This is a genomic window from Pseudomonas sp. WS 5010, assembly GCF_012985565.1.
In the GTDB taxonomy this organism is placed as follows: Bacteria; Pseudomonadota; Gammaproteobacteria; order Pseudomonadales; family Pseudomonadaceae; genus Aquipseudomonas.
Window position 1 is genome coordinate 705,845 of record NZ_JAAQWQ010000001.1, and the last position, 23,030, is coordinate 728,874.

The following is a 23,030-nucleotide window of genomic DNA, read 5'->3' on the forward strand; positions in this document are numbered from 1 at the left end:
CCACTGTCGGCGCCAACTTCAGCGCCGCTCTTGCCCTGTAGGCTTGCCGGCTTCTACAGGTCATGCCGGTGTTGTCTGTTCTCTTTCGGGGGTGAGGTTCCTTGTTGGCGGGGACAGGATCAGTTGCGCGGCTTTTTCCGCGATCATCAACGTGGGTGAGCAGGTGTTGCCGGAGGTGATACGCGGCATGATCGAGGCATCGGCGATGCGCAGGCCCGGCACGCCGTGCACGCGCAATTGGGCATCGACCACCGCGTCCTTATCCTGGCCCATGCGGCAGGTGCCGACCGGGTGAAAAATCGTGGTGCCGATCCGCGCGGCGGCTTCCTGCAATTGTTCGTCGCTCTGCAACGCCTCACCGGGCAGGTATTCCACCGGGTTGAAGGGGCGCAGGGCCTGGGCGCCGACAATGCGCCGGGTCAGGCGGATAGCTGCGGCGGCCACGCGCAAGTCTTCGGCATGGCTCAGGTAGTTGGGCTGGATCAGGGGCGGCGCCGCCGGATCGGCCGAGCGGATATCAATGCGTCCGCGACTCTGTGGGCGCAAGTCGCAGACCGACGCGGTAAACGCCGGGAACGCGTGCAGCGGTTCGCCAAAGCGCTCCAGCGACAGCGGCTGCACGTGGTATTCGAGGTTGGCCGAAGTCTGTTCCGGTCCCGAGCGGGCGAAGGCGCCGAGTTGGCTGGGGGCCATGGACAGCGGGCCGCTGCGGTCATACAGGTATTGCAGGCCCATGCCCATCTTGCCCCACACGGAGCCGGCGATCTGGTTCAGGGTGCGGGCGTTTTCCAGCTTGTAGATCAGCCGCAGTTGCAGGTGATCTTGCAGGTTGCCGCCGACCCCTGGCAGTTCGTGCCGTACCTCGATGCCCAAGGGCTTGAGGATGCTCGAAGGGCCGATCCCGGAGCGCTGCAGGATGCCGGGCGAACCCACGGCACCGGCGCACAGGATGATTTCCTTGCGCGCTTGCCACGTCACCGCTTGCCCTTGCTGGCGGCCCACCACCGCACTGGCGCGGCCGTTTTCCAGGAGTACGCGGTCGACTTCCACGCCAGTGAGCACCGTGAGGTTGGCGCGCTGGCGGATGGGCTTGAGAAACGCCTTGGCCGCATTCCAGCGTACGCCGCCTTTCTGGTTGACCTGGAAGTAGCCACACCCCTCGTTATCGCCCTGGTTGAAGTCGTCGATGCTGGCGATGCCGCTCTGCTTGGCGGCTTCGCGGAAGGCGTCGAGGATCGGCCAGTGCAGGCGCTGTTGTTCCACGCGCCATTCGCCGCTGTCGCCATGCAGCGGCGAGGCACCGGCAAAATGGTTTTCGCTTTGTTTGAACAGCGGCAATACATCGTCCCAAGCCCAGCCGGGATTGCCTTCGGCGGCCCAACCGTCGTAGTCATTGGCCTGGCCGCGCATGTAGATCATGCCGTTGATCGACGAGCAACCGCCCAACACCTTGCCCCGCGGATAGCTCAGCGCACGGCCTTGCAGGCCAGGCTGGGCTTCGGTCTTGAAGCACCAGTCGGTGCGCGGGTTGCCGATGCAGAACAGGTAGCCGACGGGGATATGGATCCAGGGGTAGTTGTCGCGCCCGCCCGCTTCAAGCAGCAACACGCGATGGGCAGGGTTGGCGGACAGTCGGTTGGCCAGCAGGCAGCCCGCAGGGCCGGCGCCTACCACCACGTAATCGTATTGCGCAGGTGCAATAGTCATCTGGGGTCTCGCTTGTTTTTCTTATTGGCTCCATCCTAGTTGTTAGTTTTCGTCTTAAAAATGTTAGTTTTTACCCAGCTGCTGTGCGTTTTTAAACAGCGCTGTGCTCATGGCCGAGAGGGGAGGTGGCATGTTCGACTGGAATGACCTGCGGTACTTCCTGGAGTTGCAGCGCAGCGGGCGCTTGCTCACCGCCGCCCAGCGCCTGAAAACCACGCATGCGACCGTGGCCCGGCACATCGAGGCCATCGAGAAAAGCCTCGGCACCGCGCTGTTTGTGCAGCACGCCCAGGGTTATGAACTGACGCCGTCGGGCGAAGCGCTGCTCAAGCATGCCGAAGCCATGGAGAACGTGGCGCTGCTGGCCGAAGAAGAACTGACCCATTCCGCCGCGCCCCTGGGCAAGATTCGCCTGGGGGTGGCCGAAGGCTTGGGCGTGATGTTTCTCGCCAGCCGCATGGGTGGCCTGTTCGAGCGTTATCCGGGGCTGGAAGTGGAACTGGTGGCGGTGCCGCGCTTTGTCAGCATCCTCAACCGCGAGGCCGAGATCAGCATCCACCTGGAGCGGCCCAGCGTCGATCAACTGGTCACGCGCAAACTCACCGACTACCGCCTGGCCCTCTACGCCAGCCGCAGCTACCTGGCGCGCACGCCAGCCATCGAGAAACGCGAAGACCTGGCCGCCCATGCCTGGATCGATTATGTCGACGACCTGTTGTTCAGCCAGGAATTGAAATTCCTCAGCAGCTTTTGCCGCAACCCCAGGGTGGTATTCCACAGCACCAGCGTGATCGCCCAGCACCAGGCGGCGCGCTCAGGGCTGGGGATTGCGGTGTTGCCATGCTTTATGGCCGCCGGCGACCCGGACCTGGTGCCGCTGTTGCCGGAGGAGGGCATCCAGCGCAGCTACTGGATCAGCTCCCGGCGCGAATTGCACAAGTCGGTGCGGTTGCGGGTGTTGTGGGATTACGTGGTGGAGTTGTGCGCCAAGGAGCAGGGGCTGCTGTTGGGCGAGTAGCGAAGGGCAAGGGGGATCTACAGAGATCAAATGTGGGAGCTGTCGAGCCCTAGCGAGGCTGCGATGGCGGCAGGCCAGTCAACATCAATGCTGGCAGTACCGCCGCCATCGCAGCCTCGCAGGGCGAGACAGCTCCCACACAGGCTTAGAGTTTTACCGTCTGGTGCACCTGTTCACCACACGCACGGGCATCGTTGATCATCTTTTCAAACGGCGCACTGACGATTTCATCATGGCTCAACCAGCGCACTTTCTGGGTCAGCCGGTAGTGGTAGCGCAAGCCATCCTTGAGCGGTTCGCCATCGAGTTCCAGGTCATACCAGGGCGAGCTGATCTTGCAGCCCTGAACCGGCTTGTCCATCTTCCCGCCGGTCAAGGTAAAGGTGTAGTCGACGGTGTCCGGATTGCCCAGGTACAGGTCGCCCCGTTGCCCGTTGCGGCGGTAGTTGAGCAGGCCGTCCCACTTCTCCTTGAGCGACTGGTCGGTGTAGACGTAGCCTTCGTCGAGTTTTTCCAGGGCGCGCAGGTCGGTCATGCTGGCCTTGACCGTGTAGCTATCGGGCTGCACGAACCCGGTGGGTTGGCGGGTGACCTGGCAATCGCTGATCTCGCGGCCAAAGTTGTCGCAGATATTCTGGTCGGTGGCGGTGGCGCCCTGTTCGCGGTCAGCCATGCTCAATTGCATCAGCGTCAGGCGGCTGAAGGTGACGCTGGCGCGGGTCGTGCCGTTGCCCTGCTTGTCGTAATGCACCTGCTTGTCCAGGCGGATGCTGGTGTCAGGGCGCGCCAGGGGGATGTGTTCCTCGCGTACCTGGCCCTGTGCATCGTTGACCAGCACCCAGCGATCCTGGATGTCGGGCATGGTCTGGCCCGGGGCGAACACCGGGTTGGTCGGGTCCAGCCACCACACCTGGCCGCCCACTTCGGCGCGCACGATCGCATGGTTGGGCGCGCCAGTGCCCGGCACCAGCAGTGAATCCACCACATCCCCACGGCTGACCCAGGCGGTCTCGGCCTTGATCCCGCTGGCCTTGAGCATGGCGGTCAGGAGAATCGCCAGGTCCTTGCAGTCGCCGTAACCGTGCTGTTCGATCTCTGCCAGGTTAAACGGCACATAGCCGCGATCCGTGGCGCGCCAGTCACCCAGGTAGCGGTAGTGATCGTTGATGTGCTGCATCAGCCCGGCCACTTGTTGGGCCGGGGCCAGGCCCTTCACCGCCGCCACGGCAGCGGCACTGGCGGCCGGCAGGTTGGCCGCGAGGATCTGGTTGTAGCGCTGGGCAAAGCCGCCAAAGTGCTTTTGTACATCGAGGCTGCTGCCCACTTCGATCCGGGGGATCACCCGCATATAGGCGTGGCCCGATTCGTTGATGTAGTTGAGATAGCTCGGCGCTTTTTGCTCGATGTCCAGGGTCTTGCGATTGACCGAAGGGGTGATGGTGAAGCCATCCATCGACTCGGCGCGCCACTCGATGGGCCGTTCGGCGGTGAAGCGCGCCTTGAGCCGATCGCGGCGGGCGTTGCTGGGGCCAAACTGCAGGGCGTAGTGGAATTCGGTCATCAGCGGCTTGGCCGGGTGATGTTCGCGCACGGTGTAGCGGATCTGTGTGCCGACCCGCAGGTTGGGGAAGGCCAGGGACGTTTGCTTGAGGCGGGAAAACCCCTGGTCGGGGTTGGGCGCGGTGCGCGTATCGATCTGCGCCTCGTCCAGCGCCTGGGGCTTGCCGCCGGGCTGGGTGGACTCGGCGTGCAGCACTTCAAAACCATCGCCTTCGGCGTAGTTGAAGTCGATTCGCGACAATATCTCCCGGCCACTGGGCTGGAGAATGGTGTAGTGATAGGTGGTGGTGCAATCGGTGCTGGCGTCACGGTTGAAGTGGCAGTGCAGCTCGGATTCGTTGGCAAGTGCAGCTTCGGCCATGGGTTGCAACGCGGCATGGGCGGTGTGCGAAACAAGCCCCAGACTGGCGCATATCAAAGGGCGGTAAAACGAGAAACGGTGCATGGGCGCCTCAGGTGGAACGTTGACACAGATACCCTGGCGGGTACCGAGAAGGCAGCAGATGATAATGGATCGCAACACCAAAGGCTAGCATTGTAGGACAATAAATATCGCCGAAAGGCCCGAGATAGAGCCTTCGGATGAGTAGGAAGGGTCAGTCGATCAGCTCAAAGCCGGTGCTGCCCAAGCGTTCGCCGTTCACCAGTACATGCACGGTGTGCTGGCCGGGGTAGTGCTTGCGCGTAGTCATGTCGCGGATGTGTTGGCCACGCAGCACGGTATGCCGTTCACCCGCGCCGAGGGTAAACGCCTTGAGCTTGAACACTTTGGCGGCGCTATGGCCGGCGCTTTTTACGTAGTCGATGGCGTAGTCCACCACCAGTTTTTGTGGGGCACTGGCCAGGGATTCGAGGGTGAACGACAGATTGATCCGCTCACCCAGGCGAATCACCGCCGGCTCGACCTTGAACTGGTGGATCTTCACCTCGGCCCGCGCGCCTGCGCCGATGATCGTCAGCGCGCGGGTGTTGCCTTGCTTGATCAGGCTGCGCAGGGCGTGGCGGGCGATCCAGGCGGTGTGGGGGTTGTCCAGGGACCAGCTCTCGATCACCTGCAGCACCCAGTCGGGATGGTCCTTGGTGATGTCGTTGAGGTGGTTGGCCACGGATTTGCGCACATACAGGCTGCTGTCGGCCTTGAGGTTCTCCAGGAACGATGCGCACAGGCGCGGGTCGGCCTGCACCTGGGCCAGGCGAAACGACCACGGCAACCTCGGCCGCGAGCCCTCGCTGGCGAGGCGGCGTACGTGTTCATTGTCATCCAGCGACCACTGCTGCATCACCGCCAGAGTGCGCTCGAAGTCCTTGAGCAGAAAAGCCCGCACGGCAAATTCGGCAGAGCCAAAGGTGGTGAAGTACTTGAGTGCCCCCATCGAGCGCTGGAAGTCATCCAGGCCATAGCTGGCCACATAGTGCCCGAGGAACAGGCTGACAAAACCGCTGTTCAGGCGCGGGGCCAGGGCATACAAATGTTCGAGGGTTTGTGGGTAGTCCAGTGGCATCACCGCGTGCAGGCTTTCACTGACGCGGGCCATGCGCTGCATCACCGACAACCCGTCCAGGTCGCCTATGGCGTGCTTGAGAAACCCCTTGGCATCGAATGACGGGTACACCGCGCTCATCTCATCGGCGATGTGCTGCAGGCGTTCGAGGTTGAAGATTTCCTTGAGGGCAGGGGCGTTTTGTTCGGTCATGGGGAGTCCGCTGGAGAGGGCGTTCGTCGGGCTTTTTCAAGGTAACACCTTGCTCAAGGCCGCGAAGCTCAAAATGTGGGAGCAGGCAAGCTGTTCCCACAAGGGGGGGGCAGGGTGCTCGGTATTTACAGATACCAGCGATATTCCCGCGCATTGATCTCCTGCTGGAAAGCCAGGTGATCCTGGCGTTTGTTTTCGCAGTAGACGTCGACAAACTCCGCGCCCAAGCCCTCGCGCAGGGCCGGTTGCTGTTGCATGGCGCGCACGGCCTCGAGCATTTCCAGGGGGAAGTCGTGGCCGCTGTCGCGGTCCTCGTTCAGCGGTGCGATAGGTTCGCGCGCCGCCTCCAGGCCATGTTCAAGCCCGACCAGGATTGCCGCCAGCACCAGGTATGGATTGGCGTCGGCACTGGCCAGCCGATGTTCGATCCGCAGGTTGCGCGGGTCGGACTCGGGAATGCGCACGCAGGCATCGCGGTCTTCATAACCCCAGCAGGCTTTGGTGGCGGCATTGACCGTACCGCCCAGGCGGCGGAAGGCGTTGTGGTTGGGCGAGAAAATCGGCATGCAGTGCGGCAGCAGTGCCAGGCAACCCGCTATCGCATGGCGCAAGGGTTGCTGCTGGTGCGCCGCCAGCAGGTTGTTGCCGGCGGCGTCGTACAGGCTGACATGCACATGCATGCCACTGCCGGGATGTTGCAGGTAGGGCTTGGCCATGAAACTGGCGCGATAGCCATGCTTGAGCGCCACGCCACGGGTGCTGCGGCAGAACAGCGCGGCCCAGTCCGCGGCGCGGAGGCCGTCGTCGAGGTGGCCGAAGTTGATTTCAAACTGGCCGGGGCCCAACTCGGCGGTGATCACCGTAATGTCGATCCCTTGGGCCTGGGCGGTCTGCACCATGTCATCGAGTACCGGGGCGAAACGCGACAGCCGCTCGATGTGCAGGGTCGGTTGGTCATCGGGGTCGTCGCTCAACGGGTCGCGGGCAAATTGCGGCAGGCCGTCGGCCAGTTTCCGGTCGAACAGGTAGAACTCCAGCTCGAACGCCACCACCGGGTGAATGCCCTTGCCGTGCAGGCGCTCCAGGACTTTGGCCAGGACTTCGCGGGGCTCGAACTCAATGGGTGCCTCGGTGCCGTCGGAGGTGATCAGCATCTGCCCCAGGGGCTGCGCTTCCCAGCTCACCGGCTTGAGCGTGCCGGGCACCAGGCGGCGGTTGGCGTCGGGATCGCCGTCGTGGAAGCAATAGTCGCCGATCTTGAACAAACCGCCCTGGGCGCCCAGCAGTACCGCGTTCTGTGGCAGCTTCAGGGGGCTGCCGGCGGCGACTTTTTCCAACATTTCAACCGGGTAGCGCTTGCCGTAGAACCGCCCTGGGATGTCCAGGCAAATCAGGTCGACGTAACGTACATCCGGATGGTTCTGGCGAAAGGTCCGCACTTCGGCCAGTAACGTGGAGGAATGGCTTTTCACGGGTGACGCTCCTTGGTGTGCCTCAGTTATAGACCCACAGCACGCGGGCCGGCAGGTCGGTCAGGTTGCCATAGCGGCAGTGGGCGAAACTGGCCAGGTGAAAGCTGTCGCCGGGGCCGAGGGTGACCGCATCGGCTTCGCCCTCGACCCACAGCGTCAGGTGGCCTTCAAGTACGTAACCGGCCTGTTCGGCGCGGTCGCTCATGGTCTGTTCGCCACTGTTGGCGCCGGGTTCGAGCAGGCTGTCGAGGATCGAAAACGCCCCTTGCATGCTCGGCGAGACGAGGATATCGGTGATGCCATTGGCGTAATACACCGTGCGCCGCTCGTTGGGGCGCGTGACCCAGTCCACCGCCTTGGGCTTGGACAGGCTGTAGAAATAAGTAGTGGGCACATCGAGGGCATGGCTGATGGCAGTCAGGTCCGCTACGGTGGGGCGCGATAACCCCCGCTCGACCTGGGACAGGAACCCCACGGAACGCTCGATCTTCTGTGCCAGTTGGGCCAGGGTGAGCTTTTTGTACTTGCGCAGGTCGTGAATCAGGATCGCCAGGGCGTCCAGTTCTTCTTGTTTGTCCATGGGGATTTCGTGAAATTCTTATCTAAAAATTTCATGAAAAATTACAGGATTAATTTCACCAGCGCAATAGGCGGTCCAGTGTAGGAGCCGGCTTGCCATCTACCGCGGGATTTTCCGGCAGGCAATCGGTGCCTGGATTGCCGGTGAATGATTGCCCAGCCCTGCTGTCGGAACCTGGGTACACATCATTTATTGAAGGAATGCCCATGAAAGCAACGTCCCTGATTGCCAGCCTGCTGGTTGCCGCCAGCCTGTCCGCCACCAGCCTTACCGTGCAGGCCGAGGACAATCCGCAGAAAACCGTGGAGCCTTCAAACATCAATACCCGAGACTTGAAAGTGGGAGACCGTGCGCCGGATATCCTGGTGCGCAAGGAATCGGCCCTTGCAGACTGGAAAAAGCGCGGGCTCAAAGCGCCCCATGACGACAGCCAGTGGGCGCGGGTCAATGACCGTTATGTGCTGGTGAAAATCACCAATGGCACCATTCTCGATATCACCCCTGCCAAGTAACCGGGTTGGGGGAAGGGGCCCGCGCCCTTCTTCCCCCTTTGCGCTGCGCATTTAAAAATTGCATGCACGAATGCATAAAAACAGTCTTTTTTGCCGCTCATCCTGAGTTAAGGTAGCTGCGCTTCGCGCCCGTCATGGCGTGTGCAACGACTCCTTTTCAGGAAACGAGAGCAGGATGCTGAACACAATAAAAAACTACCCCCGCAGTGTGAACCTGCTGCTGTCGGCCACGCTGGTGCTGACCCTGGCCAAGGCGATCACCTTTCCCTACATGGTGATCTACCTGTCCAGCCACTTTGCCCTGGGCATCAGCCAGGTGGGCCTGGTGATCGGCAGTTCGCTGATCGTCGGATCCCTGTTGAGTGTGTATGGCGGGTTCCTTGTGGACCGGGTCAACAGCTACCGGCTGTTGCTGGGCCTGAGCCTGTTGTTCGTCCTCGGGTTTGTCGGCACGCTGCTGGCACGCGAGCTGTGGCTGTTCTATAGCTGCCTGATCCTGATCAACCTGGCGTATGCGGTGATCGACGTCGCGGTCAAGGCCGGTTTTGCCAGCCTGTTGCCCGTCGACGCGCGCAGCGAAGTGTTTTCCATCAAGTACACCCTGACCAATATCGGCTACGCGGTAGGGCCGTTTTTAGGGGCGATGGTGGCCAAGGTCGATATGAGCCTGCCATTTGTCTTGTCGGTGCTGCTGGGGCTGGGTTTCTTCCTGCTGTACTGGCGTTGGGGCGACCGCAGCCTGGCCACGGTCGACGCCGCGCAAAAGCCGGTGCCCTTCATCGCGGTGGGCCGGGTGTTGCTGCGCGATCATCGCCTGGTGTGCTTCACCCTCGGTGGCCTGCTCAGCGCCGTAGTGTTCGGGCAGTTCACGGCCTACCTGTCGCAGTACCTGGTGACCACCTCGGACGCCGAATACACCTACACCGTGATCAGCGCCATCCTGACCACCAACGCACTGCTGGTGATCGCCCTGCAATACATGATTGGCCGGCAGATCAGCCACCGTCACCTGAGCCGCTGGCTGCTCCTGGGGCTGGCGATGTTCATGGTGGGGGTGATCGGCTTTGCGCTGTCCACCAGCGTGTGGTGGTGGGTGGTGTCGATGGCGATCTTTACCGTGGGGGAAATCATCGTATTCCCCGCCGAGTACATGTTTATCGACCGCATCGCCCCGGACCACCTGCGGGGCATGTACTACGGCGCGCAAAACCTCTCGAACCTCGGCGCCGCGCTGGGGCCGGTGTTGTGCGGGTTGGTGCTGGCCAGCCTGCCGGCGCACTACATGTTCTACATGCTGGCGGGGTTTATCGTGGCCGGAGGGCTGTTCTACTTTATCGGGGCGTCGTTGAAGCCGCGCCCTGACATCCCACCACCTGGGTAAACGTCTGCGTCCCTGTGGGAGCGGGCTTGCCCGCGATTGCGGCCTGTCAGTAAATGCATCTTTGACTGAGCCGCCGCCATCGCGGGCAAGCCCGCTCCCACAGGGGATAGTGCCTACAAGGGGGTGGGGTCAGATGGAGATGGCACCGCCCACGGTGTTGCTGTGCAATTCGTAGCGCAATTCTTCGACCATCGTCGCGACGTCCTGCGGGGTCTTGAGCTTGTTCACGCTGATCCCGGTGACCACCAGGTCCACGCGCCCACTCTCGGCATCAAACACCTTCAACGTCAGTGACGAATCGCGGCACAGGGTGAACTCGCAAGTCAGTGGCAACAAGGCTTCTTCGATGCAATTACGCAGTTGGGACAAGGTAAACATGCCGGCCCCCATTAACGACGACGCAGCAACAGGCCCAGGACCAGACCCACGCCCGCGACGATTGCCACGGTGGCCAGCGGCTTGCGTTGGGCAAAGTCACCGACATTGTCCAGCACATCGCCATAGGTCTGTTGCAGTTGGCCGGCCGCCTGGCGCGCTACGCCCTGGGCCTGGAGTTGTTCGTCATCGGTCATGTCGCCAAGAAAGTCCTGGGCCTTGCCGACGGCCTTTTCCACGCGGCCTTTGATTTGTTCACTTTTCATGATGTCTCCTTCAAGGGCAACAATCGCCATGGCACAGAGCGTCAAACCCTGTGGCTACCCTTCAAGGTTAAGCAGCCCATCCCCTCGCAATAAGGCGAATTTGCACTGGTAGGGCTAGTGCATTTGCACTTGCTTCATGGTTTTTTTACCCGTCGCTCGCCGGCAAACAGCCCTCGTTCCCGCGCCCATACAATCGCGGCGCTGCGGCTGTGTACGTTGAGCTTGGAGTACACCGTTGCCACATGATTGCGCACGGTATTGGGCGCCAGCTTCAGGCGCGAGGCGATTTCCTTGTCGGCCAGGCCTTCGCAGATCAACCCCAGTACATCGCGCTCACGGGCGGTCAGGTCGGTGAAGGCGATGTTCGGCTGGTTGGGGCTGTTGACGCTCTTGGCGTTGGCCAGTTTTTCGATCAGGGTCTGGCTGAACCAGGAGGCGTCCTTCATCACTTCCTCGATGGCCGACACCAACTCCAGCTCCGAGCGTTTGCGCTCGGTGATGTTCATCATCACCAGCAGGTAACAGGCGGTGTCCTGGATGGTTACGGTGTCGGCCGACACCACGCAGTCAATCACCTCATTGCCTTTTTTGCGGATCTTCAGGTCCTGGCCTTCGAGGCTGCCGGCCTTTTCCAGGGTGGCGAACAACTGCGTGCAGGCCTCGCTGCTGTCGATAAAGTTGATATCGCTGATGGATTTGCCGATCAACTCTTCGCTGGTGTAGCCGGTGATGGTCATGAACGCATCGTTGACGTCCACCACCTGCTGATTGCCCGCGTCGCACACCAGGGTTGGCACCGGCGTCAGGCGGAACGACTTGGCAAACCGCTCCTCGCTCTGGCGCAGGGCGGTTTCGGCCTTGCGCCGGGGCTCAAGGTCAGTGAAGGAAAACAGCATGCATTCCTCATCGTTCATATCCAGCGGCTGGCCGGCGACAATCACCAGCTTGCTGCCGCCTTCGGGGAGCTTCAGCTCGGCTTGCATCTGCGGGATGGTCGCACCTTCGCCCAGGCGCTGGATTGCCAGCTCCTTGCGCTCGGCCTGTTCCAGCACGTCCAGTTCGTACACCGAACGGCCGATCACCTGGTCGCGGTTGTAGCCGGTCATTTCGAGGAAGCCCTGGTTGACCTTGATATAGCGCAAGTCACTCAGGCGGCAGATCACTGCCGGCGCCGGGTTGGCGTTGAAGGTCTTTTCAAAGCGCTGCTCGGCGCTGGCCCATTCGGTGGCATCGCTCAAGATCAGCACCAGCAATTCCGGCTTGCCGGCGCTGTCGGTGAGCGCCAGGCTGCGCAGACGATGGACCCAGGTACGGTCGGTGTCGGCGGCGGGCGTGACTTCGACCACCACATCGCTGAACTCTTCGCCGTTGGCCACCCGGCTCAGGGGATAGGCCTCCAGGGGCAGCGGGTGATTGTTGCGGTAGCGCAGGGCAAAGCGCTCGGCGTATTCGGCGGTGTTGGCCCCCAGCCCGGCGATGTCATCCAGGCCATGCATGGCCAGCGCGGCTTCGTTGGCCCACAGAATGCTCTGGTCGATCTCGGCGAGAATCACCCCATCGGACAGGCCGGAAATGATCTGCTGCAATTGGCGGCGATTGGTTTCTTGGGCGAGGACGGCCTGGCTCATGGTTTCTCCAAAAAAATCCGCGTAGGAGCCGGCTTGCCGGCGATGAGGCCCCAAGCTTCATCGCACGCCTTACGGCCGTCTTCGCCGGCAAGCCGGCTCCTACAGTTGGTGTGTGTGGAGTACGACAACTGGCCTTGAGCATAGTGCAGACCGATTCGGCTTGGCGGGGTGCGAATGCACCAGTTGCCCTAGTGCAATTGTGCCGAGACCGCAACCTCCGGCCTCGACACACTGACGGCCTACTCACTTGTCCAAGGAACGATCATGACCACTTTGTATGAAACCAACCGCTCGCCTTTTCGAGTGTCCTGGGGCTCGGTACTGGCCGGTAGTGCAATTGCCCTGGTGACCTACCTGGTGCTGAGCGTGCTGGGTACCGCCATCGGCGCCAGTGCAGTCGACCCCATGGCGGCGGGTAACCCGCTGAGCGGTTTTGGCACCGGTGCCGGGATCTGGCTGTTTGTCTCCACACTGTTGGCGATTGGCGTGGGCGCCTTCGTCGCCGGCCGCACCGCCCCGGATCGCGGCGGCCTGCACGGCGTCCTGAGCTGGACCATCACCACCTTGCTCACCACCTGGCTGCTGGCGGCATTGGCCACCAGCGTGGTCGGCGCAGCGGGCAATGTGGTCGGCAAAGGCCTGTCGGCGGCCGGCAGCGGAATTGCTGCGGTAGCCCCCGGCATCAGCGACAGCGTCAAGCAGCAGTTGAACGAGAAGGGCATCAGCCTGGATTGGGATAGCTTGCAGGGCGAACTCGACACCTTGCTCAAGCAAAGCGGCAAGGCTGAACTGGATCCGGCCAATGTCGAACAAAAAGCCGACCAGGCAGCGGCAGACGGCCAGCAAGCGGCTACTGATGCCGCCACCAACCCGGCTCAGGCTGCGACTGAGCTCAAGCAATGGTTCGAACGCGTCAAAGCTTCGGGTGAGCCTGCGTTGAATGCAGCGGACAAAGAGGCGCTGGTCAACATCGTCGCTGCCCGCACCGGCAAGAGCCAGGCCGAGGCTAGCCAGATCGTCGAAAACTATGCCCAGGCGTATCAGCAGGCCGTGCAGAAAGTCGAAGAACTGAAAGCCCAAGCCGAACAAAAGGCTCGTGAAGCTGGCGAAGTGGCGGCCAAGCAACTGTCCCGCGCGGCGTGGAGCACTTTGTTGATATTGGTACTGGGCGCCGCATTGAGCTTTGGCATCGGTCGCCTGGCCATTTCGACCCGCAAAGTACCCGTGGCTTGATCAAGGCTCATTGATGCCGTAACCACAACACCTTGCGTGAGCGCGTAAACTGTCGGTTTTTTTACGCGCTCATGCAAAGGTAAGCTTTTGACCCCGCTAAAAACCACAGCCCTCCTGCTATTCACCACCCTGTTGGCGGCGTGCGGCACTTCACCGCCACGCACCCCTGACGACATCTGCGGCATCTTCCGCGAAAAGGACGACTGGTACGACGCGGCCAAAGTCACCCAGAAGCGCTGGGGTGTGCCGATCCAGGTGCCGTTCGCCATCATGTATCAGGAATCGGGCTTCCGGCAGAACGCCAAGACCCCGCGCAAGTACCTGCTATGGATCATTCCCTGGGGCCGCGTCAGCACCGCAGCCGGCTACGCCCAGGCCAAGGATGAAGTGTGGGGCGACTACCAGAAAAGCACCGGCCGCAACTGGGCCAGCCGCCAGGACTTCGACGATGCCATCGACTTTGTCGGCTGGTACATGGACAAGACCGCCAGCATCAACGGCGTATACAAATACGACGCCTATGGCCAATACCTCAACTACCACGAAGGCTGGGGCGGCTACCGTAACCGCACCTACGCCAGCAAGGCGTGGCTGTTGCCGGTAGCCGGCAAGGTCAAGGCCCGCTCCGATCTGTATGCGCGCCAGTATGCGGGGTGCAAGGCGGATCTGGAGCGGGGGTTCTGGGGGCGGTTCTGGCGCTGGTTGTGAGGCCAGCGGGTCAGGCTCATGAGCCTGACCCGCGTGTTTACGCGATCAGCCTGCCAACGATGGGCACAATCAATAAGGTGCTCAGCGCCATCGAGATCACATTGCCGATATACGGATGAACGTGTGCCGGCAGCCGGCCTGCAATGGCACAGGCCAGCGGTGGTGCAATCAGCGCGCCGAGCAACGCGCTCGAACCGACTACCATCCAACTTCCGCCATGGGTCAAGACCGCCGCCGGTACGACCGACACCAGCGGCACATAGGTGGGATACCAACCGCGCTTGATCCACTGACTGCGCCAGATCAGCACGCCCAATGCCGATGTCAGCGCCTGGGCACCGATCAGTTGCAGCACCAGTCCCGAACCATAGGCAGCGCTCAATGGGTTCAAGGCATACGCCAGCAGGACCCCCGCCAGCAGGCCAAGGCTGGCCCACTCATTGCCGAAGAACGGCGCTTCGGAAAAGTCCGCCAAGACCCTGCGCAAACTCCAGCCCAGGCCATAGGTTGGCGGCTTGAGCGGCAACGGTTTGTCCGTGGCGATAAAGTCCGAACGCACCAGAATCGGAACGCGACGACAAACGACAAAGGCCATCACACTGCCCGCCGCCATGCCCAGTACGTTGCCAATCACCACCGGTAACTCCAGCGGTACACATACAAAATTGACAATCAGCAAGCACATCGGCGTGACCAACAGCGCACCCAGCAACGCGCCGTTGAGGGTGACCTTCCAGCCGCCACCAAACATCAGCACCATCGCCGCCGGCAGGGAAACAAACGCGGCGAAGGTGGGCTGCCAGGTGTCCGCAGTGAGCGTCCACCCCCACAACAGATTGCTCAACAGCAGGCCCAGCAGGGAACTGGTCACCAGCCACGGCCACAGCCCACTGCCGTAGCAAATCGCAAAACCCTGCCAGCGCCGGCCGGTGCGGCTGGCCCACCAGGCCAGGTACGCACCCGCCAGCAACCCGAGGGAGGCCAGTTCATGCTTGTAGAAGGCTACCTCGCTGATATCCCCCAATACCCAGCGCAGCCAGGCGATTGGCTCGGGTAAGCCTGCCACCATATCGCCGTAGCCGGGCCAGGAACCCTGATGTGTGAGGGCCGTCCAGAGGATCAGCAAGGCACTGATGAACACCAATGCGATGATCGCCTTATCGACTTGAGATCGCGCGGTCCCGGGCTTGATGAATAGATTTTCCATGACCCACCCTCCCTTCAGCGTGGCAGGGCAGGGTGATGGGAATAGCCGAGCATCTGATCGTACAGATCATGGCGCCGGTCACGGTGCAGGTCGTTGAGGCTGTTCCAGATCGGCGCACTGCGGGCGCTGGTCAGGTCGATATCGGCGAACAGGATTTCCTGGCGGTTGGCCGACGCCACCTTGCCGATAGGCCAGCCATTGGTCCCGGCGATCAGCGAACACCCCAGGTAGCGCGCATCGCGCTCCTCACCGATACGGCTGGCAGCGGCGATAAACACGTTATTGACATGGGCGGCGGTCATGGTCAGGTACGACGCCATGCATTTGCCGGCCTCGTCGAACAGCGGCGACGGCGTCCACACCCAGTTGTTGAGGCTGCAAATGATATCGGCGCCTTGCTGGCTGAGGATCCGTGGCACTTCCGGGAACCAGATATCCCAGCAGATCAACAGGCCAATGCGCCCGATAGGCGTTTCAAATACCGAAAACCCAGGTTGCCGGGGGTGAACCACAACTTTTCCAGGTTCCACAAATGGGCCTTGCGATACTTACCGATCAACCCATCCGGGCCCAGCAGTACTGCGGTATTGAACAACTGCCGGCCATCGATCTCATCCAGGCCCGCCACCAGATACACCTGATGGGTGGCGGCAAACGCCATCCAGGCCTGCACACTGCTCCCGCCGGGAATGGCCTCGGCATGCTCGAATGCGTCCTGGCGGCTGCGGAAGAAGTAACCGCAGTTCGACAACTCCGGCAGCACGATCAGATTAGCCCCACCACCGACCGCCTCCGCGGCCAAGGCCAGGCTGCGCTGAAGATTGTCTTCGCGGTTGTCCAGACCGACCTGGGGATCGAACTGCACCACAGCGACACGGACGGGGCTTGTTGATTCGTTCATTGGGGGTGACCTCTTATTTTTATACAACCGGGGTGGTTGGTTTTTTATAAGAGGGGAAAAAATGGACAGGGTTAAGTCAGGCGCTTCTGGCTGGGGTGTAGTCTGGATCCTTTAGAGGGCACTTGCCAAAGACGCTGGATTCTGGGAAAAAGCCCGCCAGTGTGAACCCAACGAGACCCCCATGAGCACCGAAGAACTGCAAATCACCGACATCCGCCAAGGCGACGGCAAAACCGTGGTCAAGGGTGCGCTGATCACCACCCAATACACCGGCACCCTGGAAGACGGCACGGTGTTTGATTCGTCCTGGGAGCGGGGCAAACCGTTTCAGTGTGTGATCGGTAGCGGTCGCGTTATTAAAGGCTGGGACCAGGGCCTGATGGGGATGAAGGTCGGTGGCGTGCGCAAGCTGTTTGTGCCGGCGCATCTGGCTTATGGCGAGCGGACGATGGGCGCGCATATAAAGCCCCATAGCAATCTGCATTTCGAGATTGAGTTGCTGGAAGTGCTGACGCGCGACGATTGACGGCCTGACACCATGCAATCGTAGGAGCCGGCTTGCTTGCTCCTACGGTGATTTGTTCTACCGTTCGCCTGTCTCCCCTTGAATGGCGGGTGCTGCTGCTGATACTGTACAAAAATACAGTATCGGGTGGCCCGCCATGCAGTTGATCGAAAAACTCAGCATCCTCGCCGATGCCGCCAAGTACGACGCGTCCTGCGCCAGCAGCGGGGCGCCCAAGCGCACCTCCGAGGGCAAGGCCGGGCTGGGGTCGAGCGATGGCATGGGCATCTGCCACAGCTACACGCCCGACGGGCGCTGTGTGTCGTTGCTCAAGGTGCTGCTGACCAATTTCTGCCTCTACGACTGCCAATACTGTGTCAACCGCCGCTCCAGCGACGTACCCCGTGCGCGGTTCAGCCCGGAGGAGGTGGTGAGCCTGACCCTGGACTTCTACCGGCGCAATTGCGTCAGCGGGCTGTTTCTCAGCTCGGGGATCATCCGTTCGGCGGACTACACCATGGAGCAATTGGTGCGGGTCGCCAAATTGCTGCGTGAGGAGCATGACTTTCGCGGATATATCCACCTCAAGACCATCCCCGAAGCCGATCCTGCGTTGATTGCCGAGGCCGGGCGGTATGCCGATCGCTTGAGCGTGAACATCGAGTTGCCCACTGATAAAAGCCTGCAGATCCTCGCGCCGGAGAAGCAGATCGGTTCGATCAAGCAGGCGATGCAGACGATTTTCACCGGTGAGCAAACCGTGCTCAACGAGCCACGGGCACCGCGTTTCGCCCCGGCCGGGCAAAGCACCCAGATGATTGTCGGCGCCGATGACACGGACGACAGCACCATCCTCCACGGGGCCGAGGCGTTGTATGGCAACTTCAAGCTGCGCCGGGTGTATTACTCGGCCTTCAGCCCGATTCCCAATAGCCCGAAAAGCGTGCCTCTGGCGGCGCCGCCATTGATGCGCGAGCACCGGTTGTACCAGGCGGATTTCCTGCTGCGCAGTTATGGGTTTCGCGCCAATGAGTTGTTCGCGGGGCCGGGGGATCTGGCGCTGGACATCGATCCCAAGCTGGCCTGGGCCCTGGAACATCGCGAGGTGTTCCCGCTGGACCTGAACCGCGCCGAGGCGACGTTGATCGCACGTATTCCGGGTATTGGCCTGCGCACCACCGAGCGCCTGGTGGAGCTGCGCCGGCAACGCAAGATCCGTTTTGAAGACCTGGCACGCATGCGCTGTGTGTTGAGCAAGGCCAAGCCGTTTTTCATCACCAGCGACTACCACCCCCAGCAAGCAGAAAGCACCAGCGTGCTGCTGCGCGAGCAACTGCGCGACCGCCCGCAACCGCAACAGATGGGGTTGTGGGGATGATCAGCCTGGAATGCGACAACCTGTTCAGCACCTGGCGCGAGCAGGCGCGCTGGCTGCTCAGTCATCAGATCGACCCCAGCCATGTGTGTTGGGGCGAAGCGGAAGTGGCGGACCTGTTCGCCACCGATGAGCACTACCCCCCGCACAATGGCCCGTTCCAGGCGCGCATTCCCAAGGCCCTGCTGGAGCTGCTGGAAAGCGCCGCCTGTTACCACGGCGAGCAGCGCTGGAGCCTGTTGTATGAAGTGCTGTGGCGTGTCAGCCATGGTGACCGCACGGCGATGATGGCGGGGGATCAACTGGGCAGCGAGCTGCAGCGACGGATCAAGCAGGTACGGCGTGAGGCCCATCACCTGCATGCGTTTGTGCGTTTTATTGCCCTGCCGCAAGCCGCGGGACCGCAACTGCCGGAGTATGTGGCGTGGCACGAGCCGGCCCACGACATTCTGCACAGTGCCAGCCAGCACTTTGTCGGGCGCATGGGCCGCCATCGCTGGATGATCGCGACGCCCCTGGATGGGGTGTATTACGACGGTGAGCAGTTGATCCATCAACGCCAGTGCCCGGAGCAATGGCAGCAGTTGGCACAGAATGTCGAAGACCCGCACAGTGCCATGTGGCTGACCTATTACAGCCATATCTTCAACCCGGCGCGGTTGAATCCCAAGGTCATGGAAGGTCACCTGCCGAGCCGGTTCTGGAAAAATTTGCCGGAGGGCAAGTTGATACCGGGGTTGATCAGCGAGGCGCGGACGGGCAAGCAGCGGGATGGGCAGGCGAAGCTGATTGGTGAGCGCCCTGGCAAGCGGATTTCAAGCGGGCAGGGTTAAAACGTGTGGGAAACATATGGGAAGCATATGGGAAGCATATGGGAAGCATATGGCGGGCTGGCTTGTGTGGGAGCTGGCTTGCCTGCGATAGCATCACCTCGGTATAGCTGATAGACCGAGGCGTCTGCATCGCAGGCAAGCCAGCTCCCACACAGGCCAGCCCCCACACCAGCCCACCCCCCACATCTGATCTGCATCGTGTGAGGCGATGGGGTTCAGGCCAGCTCAGTCGCGGTGTTTTTCACCACCGCCAGCTCTGGATGGGCCACCAGTTTGTCGATGTGCAGCTCGTCGTTGTTCAACCAGGTTTCCGTCAGCACGCGGTAGTGCTCCATGTCCCGGCAGCGCATGCGCAGGCTGTAGTCGAAGGGGCCGCTGATCAGTTGGCATTCGAACACCTGCGGGCATGCCTTGACGCAAGCTTCGAAGGCTTTTTGCGCCGAGCGCCCGCTCTGGTTCGACAAGGCCACCAGCACCAGCAACGACAACCCCGGCGAGACCATCTGCACATCGATGATCGCGCCATAGCCGCGGATCACCCCGCGCCGTTCCAGCTTGCGCACCCGTTCCAGGCAGGGCCTGGGCGTCAGGTGCACCAGCGAAGACAGCTTCTCGTAGGTGATGCGCCCCTGATGGCGCAGTACATCGATGATGGCTTCATCGATGCGATCCAGCGCAGGGGAGGAATGGGGTCCGTTGGCCTTGGTATCCATGGTCGATTCTGTGTTCACTTCAAGCGGTTGGAGAGAAATTGCTGCAAGCGTTCGCTGTTGGGATGGTCGAGGATCTCGGCGCTGCCTTGTTCTTCGACGCGGCCCTGATGCAGGAACAGCACCTGGCTGGACACTTGCCGGGCAAAGCCCATTTCGTGGGTGACCATGAGCATGGTACGACCTTCCTCTGCCAACGTCTGTATGACTTTTAGGACTTCCCCTACAAGCTCTGGGTCGAGTGCCGAGGTCGGTTCGTCGAACAGGATAATCTCCGGCTCCATGGCCAGGGCCCGGGCGATGGCCACGCGTTGTTGCTGGCCACCGGAGAGAAATGCCGGGTATTGGTCGGCGACCCGGCCCGGCAGGCCCACTTTATCCAGGTACATCCGCGCGCGTTTTTCTGCCTCGGCGCCACTCACGCCCAACACCCGGCGCGGCGCCATACAGATGTTTTCCAGCACGGTCATGTGGCTCCACAGGTTGAAGTGCTGGAACACCATGGCCAGGCGCGTGCGCAGGTTCTGCAGTTGCGCCTGGTGCGGCGCCTGCACGCCTGCGCGGCCCGGGCGCATTTCAATGCTGATGCCGTCCAGGGTGATCACCCCGGCGTCGGGTTGTTCGAGGAAGTTGATGCAGCGCAGCATGGTGCTTTTGCCGGAGCCGCTGGCGCCGATCAGGCTGATCACATCGCCCTTGCTGGCGTTGAGCGAAACACCCTTGAGCACTTCATGGTCGCCATAGCTTTTATGCAGGTCTTCGACCTTGAGTTTGACGTTGGCGCCGGCCGCCACCACGCTCGGGCGGGGCGCGGCAACGTGGGTGGGATGAGCGGCCAGGGCCTGTGCGGACTGATTCATGGGTTAGCCTCGGGTCGGGACAAGAAAGCGCATCCAGCGTCGTTCGGCCAGTCGGAACAGGCCCACCAATGCAAAGGACAGCAGCATGTACAGCAGCGCGGCAATGCCGAAGGCCTGGAACGTGAGGAACGTTTCGGCGTTGGCGTCGCGGGCCACCTTGAGGATGTCGGCGATGGTTGCGGTAAACGCCAGGGACGTGGCGTGCAGCATCAGGATCATTTCGTTGCTGTAGGCCGGCAACGCGCGGCGCAGCGCGGCGGGAATCACCACGAACAGGTTCATCCGCCAGCCGTGCAAGCCGTAGGCCCGTGCTGCTTCAATCTCGCCGTGGGGAATATTGCGAATGGCCCCGGCGAAGATCTCCACGGTGTAGGCGCAGGTGTTGAGCACAAATGCCAGCAGGGTGCAGTTCAACGCATTGCGGAAAAACTGGTTGAGCAGGGCGTTGTCCTGCACCACCTCCAGGCTGTACAGGCCGGTGTAGCAAATCAGCAACTGGATATACAGCGGCGTGCCGCGAAACAGATAGGTGTAGACCTCCACCGGCCAGCGTAGCCAGAAGTGCTCGCTGACGCGGGCAATTGCCAACGGGATCGACAGGAAAAACCCGAGGATCACCGACACAATAAACAGCCACAAGGTCATGGCCACCCCGGAAAACCCCGAGCCATCGGTCCACAGATACGCCAGGCCGTATTGCTGGATCAGTTCAATCATCGCGCCACCCCTTTGATGCCAACGTTGTAGCGCCGTTCCAGGCGCTTGAAGATGCGGTTGGAAAGGGTGGTGATCACCAGGTACACCAGGCCCGCGAGGATCAGGAAGTACAGCGGGTCATTGGTGGTCTTGCCGGCGTTCTGCGCGGCCTTGACCAGGTCTGCCAGGCCGATGATCGACACCAGCGCCGTGGACTTGAGCAGCACCAGCCAGTTATTGCCCAGCCCCGGTAACGCAAACCGCATCAACTGCGGGAACATTACCAGCCGAAAGCGCTGCCAGCGGCTCAAGCCGTAGGCGGTTGCCGCCTCCAGTTGGCCCACCGGCACACTGAGCATGGCGCCGCGAAAATTCTCGGTGAAATACGCACCGTAGATAAAGCCCAGGGTGATCACGCCTGCGGTGAATGGATCGATTTCGAAGTAATTCCAGCCGAGCATCTCGGTCAGGTCGTTGAGCCACAGTTGCAGGCTGTAGAAGATCAGCAGGATCAGCACCAGGTCCGGCACGCTGCGGATCAAGGTGGTGTAGAGCGTGGCCGGGATGCGCAACAGCTTGTGGCTGGACAGCTTGGCACCTGCGGCGATCAAGCCCAGGGTCAGGCTCAGGACCAGCGCGAGGAACGCCAGCTTGATGGTCATCCAGGCACCCTGGGCCAACAGCGGGCCGAAGCCTTGCAGGTTGAGGAGTTCATTCATGAAGGGAGATCTCGATGGGCACGGTTTCCCTTTGTAGGAGCAAGCTTGCTCGCGAAAATCGTCAACGATGACCGGGTAAAACGGGTACCCGGTGGCGATCTTGAGTTTTTCGCGAGCAAGCTCGCTCCTACAGGGGGAGAGGCTATCTGCTGACGTTATTCGTGATAGATATCTTCGTCACCGAAGTATTTCTTCTGGATCAGCGAGTAAGTGCCATCAGCCTGGATGGCCGCGATGCCCTTGTTGATCAGTGCCAGCAACTCCTGGTCGTTCTTGCGCAGGCCCATGGCGATGTCCAGCGGCAAGGTCGGGTCCTTGAAGGCCGGGCCGGACTGGTAGTCGGCGCCTTCAGGCTTGGACAAGAAGTTGAGCTGGGCTTCGAGCTTGTCGGTCAGCGTCGCGTCGAGGCGGCCGTTTTGCAGGTCGGCGTAGTTCTGGTCCTGGGACTGATACGCCTTGACCTGGGCACCGAGCTTGGCCAGGTGAGCACGGGCGTAGGCTTCTTGCAGCGAGCCCTGGAGCACACCCACCTGTTTGCCCTTGAGGGATTCTGGGGTGTCGCCGAAGCCTGCGCCCTTGCGGGTGATCACTGAGGTGGGGCTGAGGAACAGGCGGTCACTGAAGTCGATCTGTTTTTGCCGGGCCGGGGTCACGGCCATCGAGGACATAATGGCGTCGAACTTGCGCGCACGCAGTGCCGGGATCATGCCGTCGAATTCGTTGTGGACCCAGGTGCATTTGACTTCAAGCTTGGCGCAGATGGCGTTGCCCAACTCAATGTCGAAACCTTGCAGGCTGCCGTCGGCGGCCACGGATTCAAAGGGTGGGTACTCGGGGAACACGCCGAAACGGATTTCTTTCCATTCCTGGGCCTGGACGGCGGTGGCGCACAAAGGCAGGAGCAGCGCGGCGACGAGTGATCGGAGCGGAGTCATGGTGTTTTCCCTATATTTTGTAATTGATGTCAGGGCAGTAGAAAGGGTGCGGCATGCATTCATTTGCTGACTCTTTGGTCGCGCTCAGAATGCTTCATGATGGTGCGTTTTTTGTGTCGTTTACCTAGGCGTTGGCACGCGGAATACGCTGTTAA

The 23,030-nt window shown here is 61.5% G+C and carries 22 protein-coding genes and 1 pseudogene; 8 read left to right on the forward strand and 15 right to left on the reverse strand.

All coding sequences use genetic code 11. The annotated features are described in order from the left end of the window. Positions 1–60 precede the first annotated feature (60 nt). The gene (locus HBO11_RS03380; protein ID WP_169956171.1) at positions 61–1,707 is read right to left on the reverse strand and encodes a GMC family oxidoreductase N-terminal domain-containing protein; all 1,647 of its coding nucleotides are present in this window, start codon (positions 1,705–1,707) and stop codon (positions 61–63) included. A gap of 130 nt (positions 1,708–1,837) precedes the next feature. On the opposite strand from HBO11_RS03380, the gene HBO11_RS03385 reads away from it, so the two are divergent. Next, positions 1,838–2,725, forward strand: coding sequence for a LysR family transcriptional regulator (locus HBO11_RS03385; RefSeq protein ID WP_169956169.1), 888 nt, complete (start codon positions 1,838–1,840; stop codon positions 2,723–2,725). 145 nt (positions 2,726–2,870) lie between these two features. Here the strand turns inward: HBO11_RS03385 and HBO11_RS03390 are convergent, their stop codons facing one another. The 4 genes from HBO11_RS03390 to HBO11_RS03405 all read right to left on the reverse strand — a co-directional run bounded on the left by HBO11_RS03390 (position 2,871) and on the right by HBO11_RS03405 (position 8,031). After that, the gene (locus HBO11_RS03390) at positions 2,871–4,730 is read right to left on the reverse strand and encodes a DUF3857 domain-containing transglutaminase family protein (RefSeq protein ID WP_169956168.1); all 1,860 of its coding nucleotides are present in this window, start codon (positions 4,728–4,730) and stop codon (positions 2,871–2,873) included. A 151-nt stretch (positions 4,731–4,881) separates the two neighbouring features. Beyond that, positions 4,882–5,979 carry a DNA alkylation repair protein gene (locus HBO11_RS03395; RefSeq protein ID WP_169956166.1) on the reverse strand — a complete coding sequence of 366 codons (1,098 nt, stop codon included), beginning with the start codon at positions 5,977–5,979 and terminating at the stop codon, positions 4,882–4,884. A gap of 125 nt (positions 5,980–6,104) precedes the next feature. Continuing rightward, complete coding sequence (locus tag HBO11_RS03400; protein ID WP_169956165.1) at positions 6,105–7,451, reverse strand: glutamine synthetase family protein; 1,347 nt, start codon at positions 7,449–7,451, stop codon at positions 6,105–6,107. A 22-nt stretch (positions 7,452–7,473) separates the two neighbouring features. Further along, complete coding sequence (locus HBO11_RS03405) at positions 7,474–8,031, reverse strand: XRE family transcriptional regulator (RefSeq protein ID WP_038441866.1); 558 nt, start codon at positions 8,029–8,031, stop codon at positions 7,474–7,476. 206 nt (positions 8,032–8,237) lie between these two features. Between HBO11_RS03405 and HBO11_RS03410 the strand changes: the two genes are divergently transcribed. Both HBO11_RS03410 and HBO11_RS03415 read left to right on the forward strand, forming a co-directional pair. Next, on the forward strand, positions 8,238–8,543 hold the full coding sequence (locus HBO11_RS03410) for an RcnB family protein (RefSeq protein ID WP_070995670.1): 306 nt from the start codon (positions 8,238–8,240) through the stop codon (positions 8,541–8,543). Positions 8,544–8,718: 175 nt separating this feature from the next. Continuing rightward, on the forward strand, positions 8,719–9,924 hold the full coding sequence (locus HBO11_RS03415) for an MFS transporter (protein ID WP_169956163.1): 1,206 nt from the start codon (positions 8,719–8,721) through the stop codon (positions 9,922–9,924). A gap of 129 nt (positions 9,925–10,053) precedes the next feature. Here the strand turns inward: HBO11_RS03415 and HBO11_RS03420 are convergent, their stop codons facing one another. The 3 genes from HBO11_RS03420 to HBO11_RS03430 all read right to left on the reverse strand — a co-directional run bounded on the left by HBO11_RS03420 (position 10,054) and on the right by HBO11_RS03430 (position 12,193). Further along, positions 10,054–10,302, reverse strand: a complete 249-nt coding sequence (locus HBO11_RS03420; protein ID WP_029296553.1) for a DUF1652 domain-containing protein — start codon at positions 10,300–10,302, stop codon at positions 10,054–10,056. An 11-nt stretch (positions 10,303–10,313) separates the two neighbouring features. After that, positions 10,314–10,565 carry a CsbD family protein gene (locus tag HBO11_RS03425; RefSeq protein ID WP_029296551.1) on the reverse strand — a complete coding sequence of 84 codons (252 nt, stop codon included), beginning with the start codon at positions 10,563–10,565 and terminating at the stop codon, positions 10,314–10,316. Between the two features lie 134 nt (positions 10,566–10,699). Continuing rightward, positions 10,700–12,193: a helix-turn-helix transcriptional regulator gene (locus HBO11_RS03430; RefSeq protein WP_169956161.1), complete on the reverse strand. Its 1,494-nt coding sequence runs from the start codon at positions 12,191–12,193 to the stop codon at positions 10,700–10,702. A 264-nt stretch (positions 12,194–12,457) separates the two neighbouring features. Between HBO11_RS03430 and HBO11_RS03435 the strand changes: the two genes are divergently transcribed. Then, positions 12,458–13,426 (forward strand): hypothetical protein, encoded by a 969-nt coding sequence (locus HBO11_RS03435; RefSeq protein ID WP_169956159.1) that lies wholly within the window; start codon positions 12,458–12,460, stop codon positions 13,424–13,426. A gap of 87 nt (positions 13,427–13,513) precedes the next feature. After that, the gene (locus HBO11_RS03440; protein WP_169956157.1) at positions 13,514–14,134 is read left to right on the forward strand and encodes a hypothetical protein; all 621 of its coding nucleotides are present in this window, start codon (positions 13,514–13,516) and stop codon (positions 14,132–14,134) included. 37 nt (positions 14,135–14,171) lie between these two features. Here HBO11_RS03440 and HBO11_RS03445 read toward each other — a convergent pair whose 3' ends face one another. Together HBO11_RS03445 and HBO11_RS03450 are read right to left on the reverse strand one after the other, a co-directional pair. After that, positions 14,172–15,341, reverse strand: coding sequence for a hypothetical protein (locus HBO11_RS03445; protein WP_169956155.1), 1,170 nt, complete (start codon positions 15,339–15,341; stop codon positions 14,172–14,174). 14 nt (positions 15,342–15,355) lie between these two features. Then, positions 15,356–16,242, reverse strand: a pseudogene (locus HBO11_RS03450) (nitrilase family protein). Positions 16,243–16,423: 181 nt separating this feature from the next. Here HBO11_RS03450 and HBO11_RS03455 point away from each other — a divergent pair. From HBO11_RS03455 to HBO11_RS03465, 3 genes are all read left to right on the forward strand, one after another. Beyond that, positions 16,424–16,768: an FKBP-type peptidyl-prolyl cis-trans isomerase gene (locus HBO11_RS03455; protein WP_169956153.1), complete on the forward strand. Its 345-nt coding sequence runs from the start codon at positions 16,424–16,426 to the stop codon at positions 16,766–16,768. Positions 16,769–16,904: 136 nt separating this feature from the next. Then, positions 16,905–18,125 carry a putative DNA modification/repair radical SAM protein gene (locus HBO11_RS03460; RefSeq protein WP_169956151.1) on the forward strand — a complete coding sequence of 407 codons (1,221 nt, stop codon included), beginning with the start codon at positions 16,905–16,907 and terminating at the stop codon, positions 18,123–18,125. Further along, entirely contained in the window at positions 18,122–18,955 is an 834-nt protein-coding gene (locus HBO11_RS03465) for a TIGR03915 family putative DNA repair protein (RefSeq protein WP_169956149.1), read from the forward strand. Before HBO11_RS03460 ends, HBO11_RS03465 begins: the two co-directional genes overlap by 4 nt. A 215-nt stretch (positions 18,956–19,170) precedes the next feature. Here the strand turns inward: HBO11_RS03465 and HBO11_RS03470 are convergent, their stop codons facing one another. The 5 genes from HBO11_RS03470 to HBO11_RS03490 all read right to left on the reverse strand — a co-directional run bounded on the left by HBO11_RS03470 (position 19,171) and on the right by HBO11_RS03490 (position 22,875). Further along, positions 19,171–19,668 carry an Lrp/AsnC family transcriptional regulator gene (locus HBO11_RS03470; RefSeq protein ID WP_029296543.1) on the reverse strand — a complete coding sequence of 166 codons (498 nt, stop codon included), beginning with the start codon at positions 19,666–19,668 and terminating at the stop codon, positions 19,171–19,173. A 14-nt stretch (positions 19,669–19,682) separates the two neighbouring features. Continuing rightward, complete coding sequence (locus HBO11_RS03475; RefSeq protein ID WP_262380948.1) at positions 19,683–20,525, reverse strand: ATP-binding cassette domain-containing protein; 843 nt, start codon at positions 20,523–20,525, stop codon at positions 19,683–19,685. Between the two features lie 3 nt (positions 20,526–20,528). Next, complete coding sequence (locus HBO11_RS03480; protein ID WP_057439424.1) at positions 20,529–21,242, reverse strand: ABC transporter permease; 714 nt, start codon at positions 21,240–21,242, stop codon at positions 20,529–20,531. Then, on the reverse strand, positions 21,239–21,940 hold the full coding sequence (locus tag HBO11_RS03485; protein WP_169956147.1) for an ABC transporter permease: 702 nt from the start codon (positions 21,938–21,940) through the stop codon (positions 21,239–21,241). The genes HBO11_RS03480 and HBO11_RS03485 overlap by 4 nt, the downstream gene beginning before the upstream one ends. Positions 21,941–22,095: 155 nt before the next feature. Beyond that, positions 22,096–22,875 (reverse strand): ABC transporter substrate-binding protein, encoded by a 780-nt coding sequence (locus HBO11_RS03490; RefSeq protein WP_169956145.1) that lies wholly within the window; start codon positions 22,873–22,875, stop codon positions 22,096–22,098. Positions 22,876–23,030: the final 155 nt, after the last annotated feature.

Bases quoted from the DNA above. Each gene is read 5' to 3' on its own strand.
- HBO11_RS03380 (WP_169956171.1), bottom strand. From the start codon at position 1,707: ATGACTATTGCACCTGCGCAATACGATTACGTGGTGGTAGGCGCCGGC.
- HBO11_RS03385 (WP_169956169.1), top strand. From the start codon at position 1,838: ATGTTCGACTGGAATGACCTGCGGTACTTCCTGGAGTTGCAGCGCAGC.
- HBO11_RS03390 (WP_169956168.1), bottom strand. From the start codon at position 4,730: ATGCACCGTTTCTCGTTTTACCGCCCTTTGATATGCGCCAGTCTGGGG.
- HBO11_RS03395 (WP_169956166.1), bottom strand. From the start codon at position 5,979: ATGACCGAACAAAACGCCCCTGCCCTCAAGGAAATCTTCAACCTCGAA.
- HBO11_RS03405 (WP_038441866.1), bottom strand. From the start codon at position 8,031: ATGGACAAACAAGAAGAACTGGACGCCCTGGCGATCCTGATTCACGAC.
- HBO11_RS03410 (WP_070995670.1), top strand. From the start codon at position 8,238: ATGAAAGCAACGTCCCTGATTGCCAGCCTGCTGGTTGCCGCCAGCCTG.
- HBO11_RS03415 (WP_169956163.1), top strand. From the start codon at position 8,719: ATGCTGAACACAATAAAAAACTACCCCCGCAGTGTGAACCTGCTGCTG.
- HBO11_RS03420 (WP_029296553.1), bottom strand. From the start codon at position 10,302: ATGTTTACCTTGTCCCAACTGCGTAATTGCATCGAAGAAGCCTTGTTG.
- HBO11_RS03425 (WP_029296551.1), bottom strand. From the start codon at position 10,565: ATGAAAAGTGAACAAATCAAAGGCCGCGTGGAAAAGGCCGTCGGCAAG.
- HBO11_RS03430 (WP_169956161.1), bottom strand. From the start codon at position 12,193: ATGAGCCAGGCCGTCCTCGCCCAAGAAACCAATCGCCGCCAATTGCAG.
- HBO11_RS03435 (WP_169956159.1), top strand. From the start codon at position 12,458: ATGACCACTTTGTATGAAACCAACCGCTCGCCTTTTCGAGTGTCCTGG.
- HBO11_RS03445 (WP_169956155.1), bottom strand. From the start codon at position 15,341: ATGGAAAATCTATTCATCAAGCCCGGGACCGCGCGATCTCAAGTCGAT.
- HBO11_RS03455 (WP_169956153.1), top strand. From the start codon at position 16,424: ATGAGCACCGAAGAACTGCAAATCACCGACATCCGCCAAGGCGACGGC.
- HBO11_RS03460 (WP_169956151.1), top strand. From the start codon at position 16,905: ATGCAGTTGATCGAAAAACTCAGCATCCTCGCCGATGCCGCCAAGTAC.
- HBO11_RS03465 (WP_169956149.1), top strand. From the start codon at position 18,122: ATGATCAGCCTGGAATGCGACAACCTGTTCAGCACCTGGCGCGAGCAG.
- HBO11_RS03470 (WP_029296543.1), bottom strand. From the start codon at position 19,668: ATGGATACCAAGGCCAACGGACCCCATTCCTCCCCTGCGCTGGATCGC.
- HBO11_RS03475 (WP_262380948.1), bottom strand. From the start codon at position 20,525: ATGAATCAGTCCGCACAGGCCCTGGCCGCTCATCCCACCCACGTTGCC.
- HBO11_RS03480 (WP_057439424.1), bottom strand. From the start codon at position 21,242: ATGATTGAACTGATCCAGCAATACGGCCTGGCGTATCTGTGGACCGAT.
- HBO11_RS03485 (WP_169956147.1), bottom strand. From the start codon at position 21,940: ATGAATGAACTCCTCAACCTGCAAGGCTTCGGCCCGCTGTTGGCCCAG.
- HBO11_RS03490 (WP_169956145.1), bottom strand. From the start codon at position 22,875: ATGACTCCGCTCCGATCACTCGTCGCCGCGCTGCTCCTGCCTTTGTGC.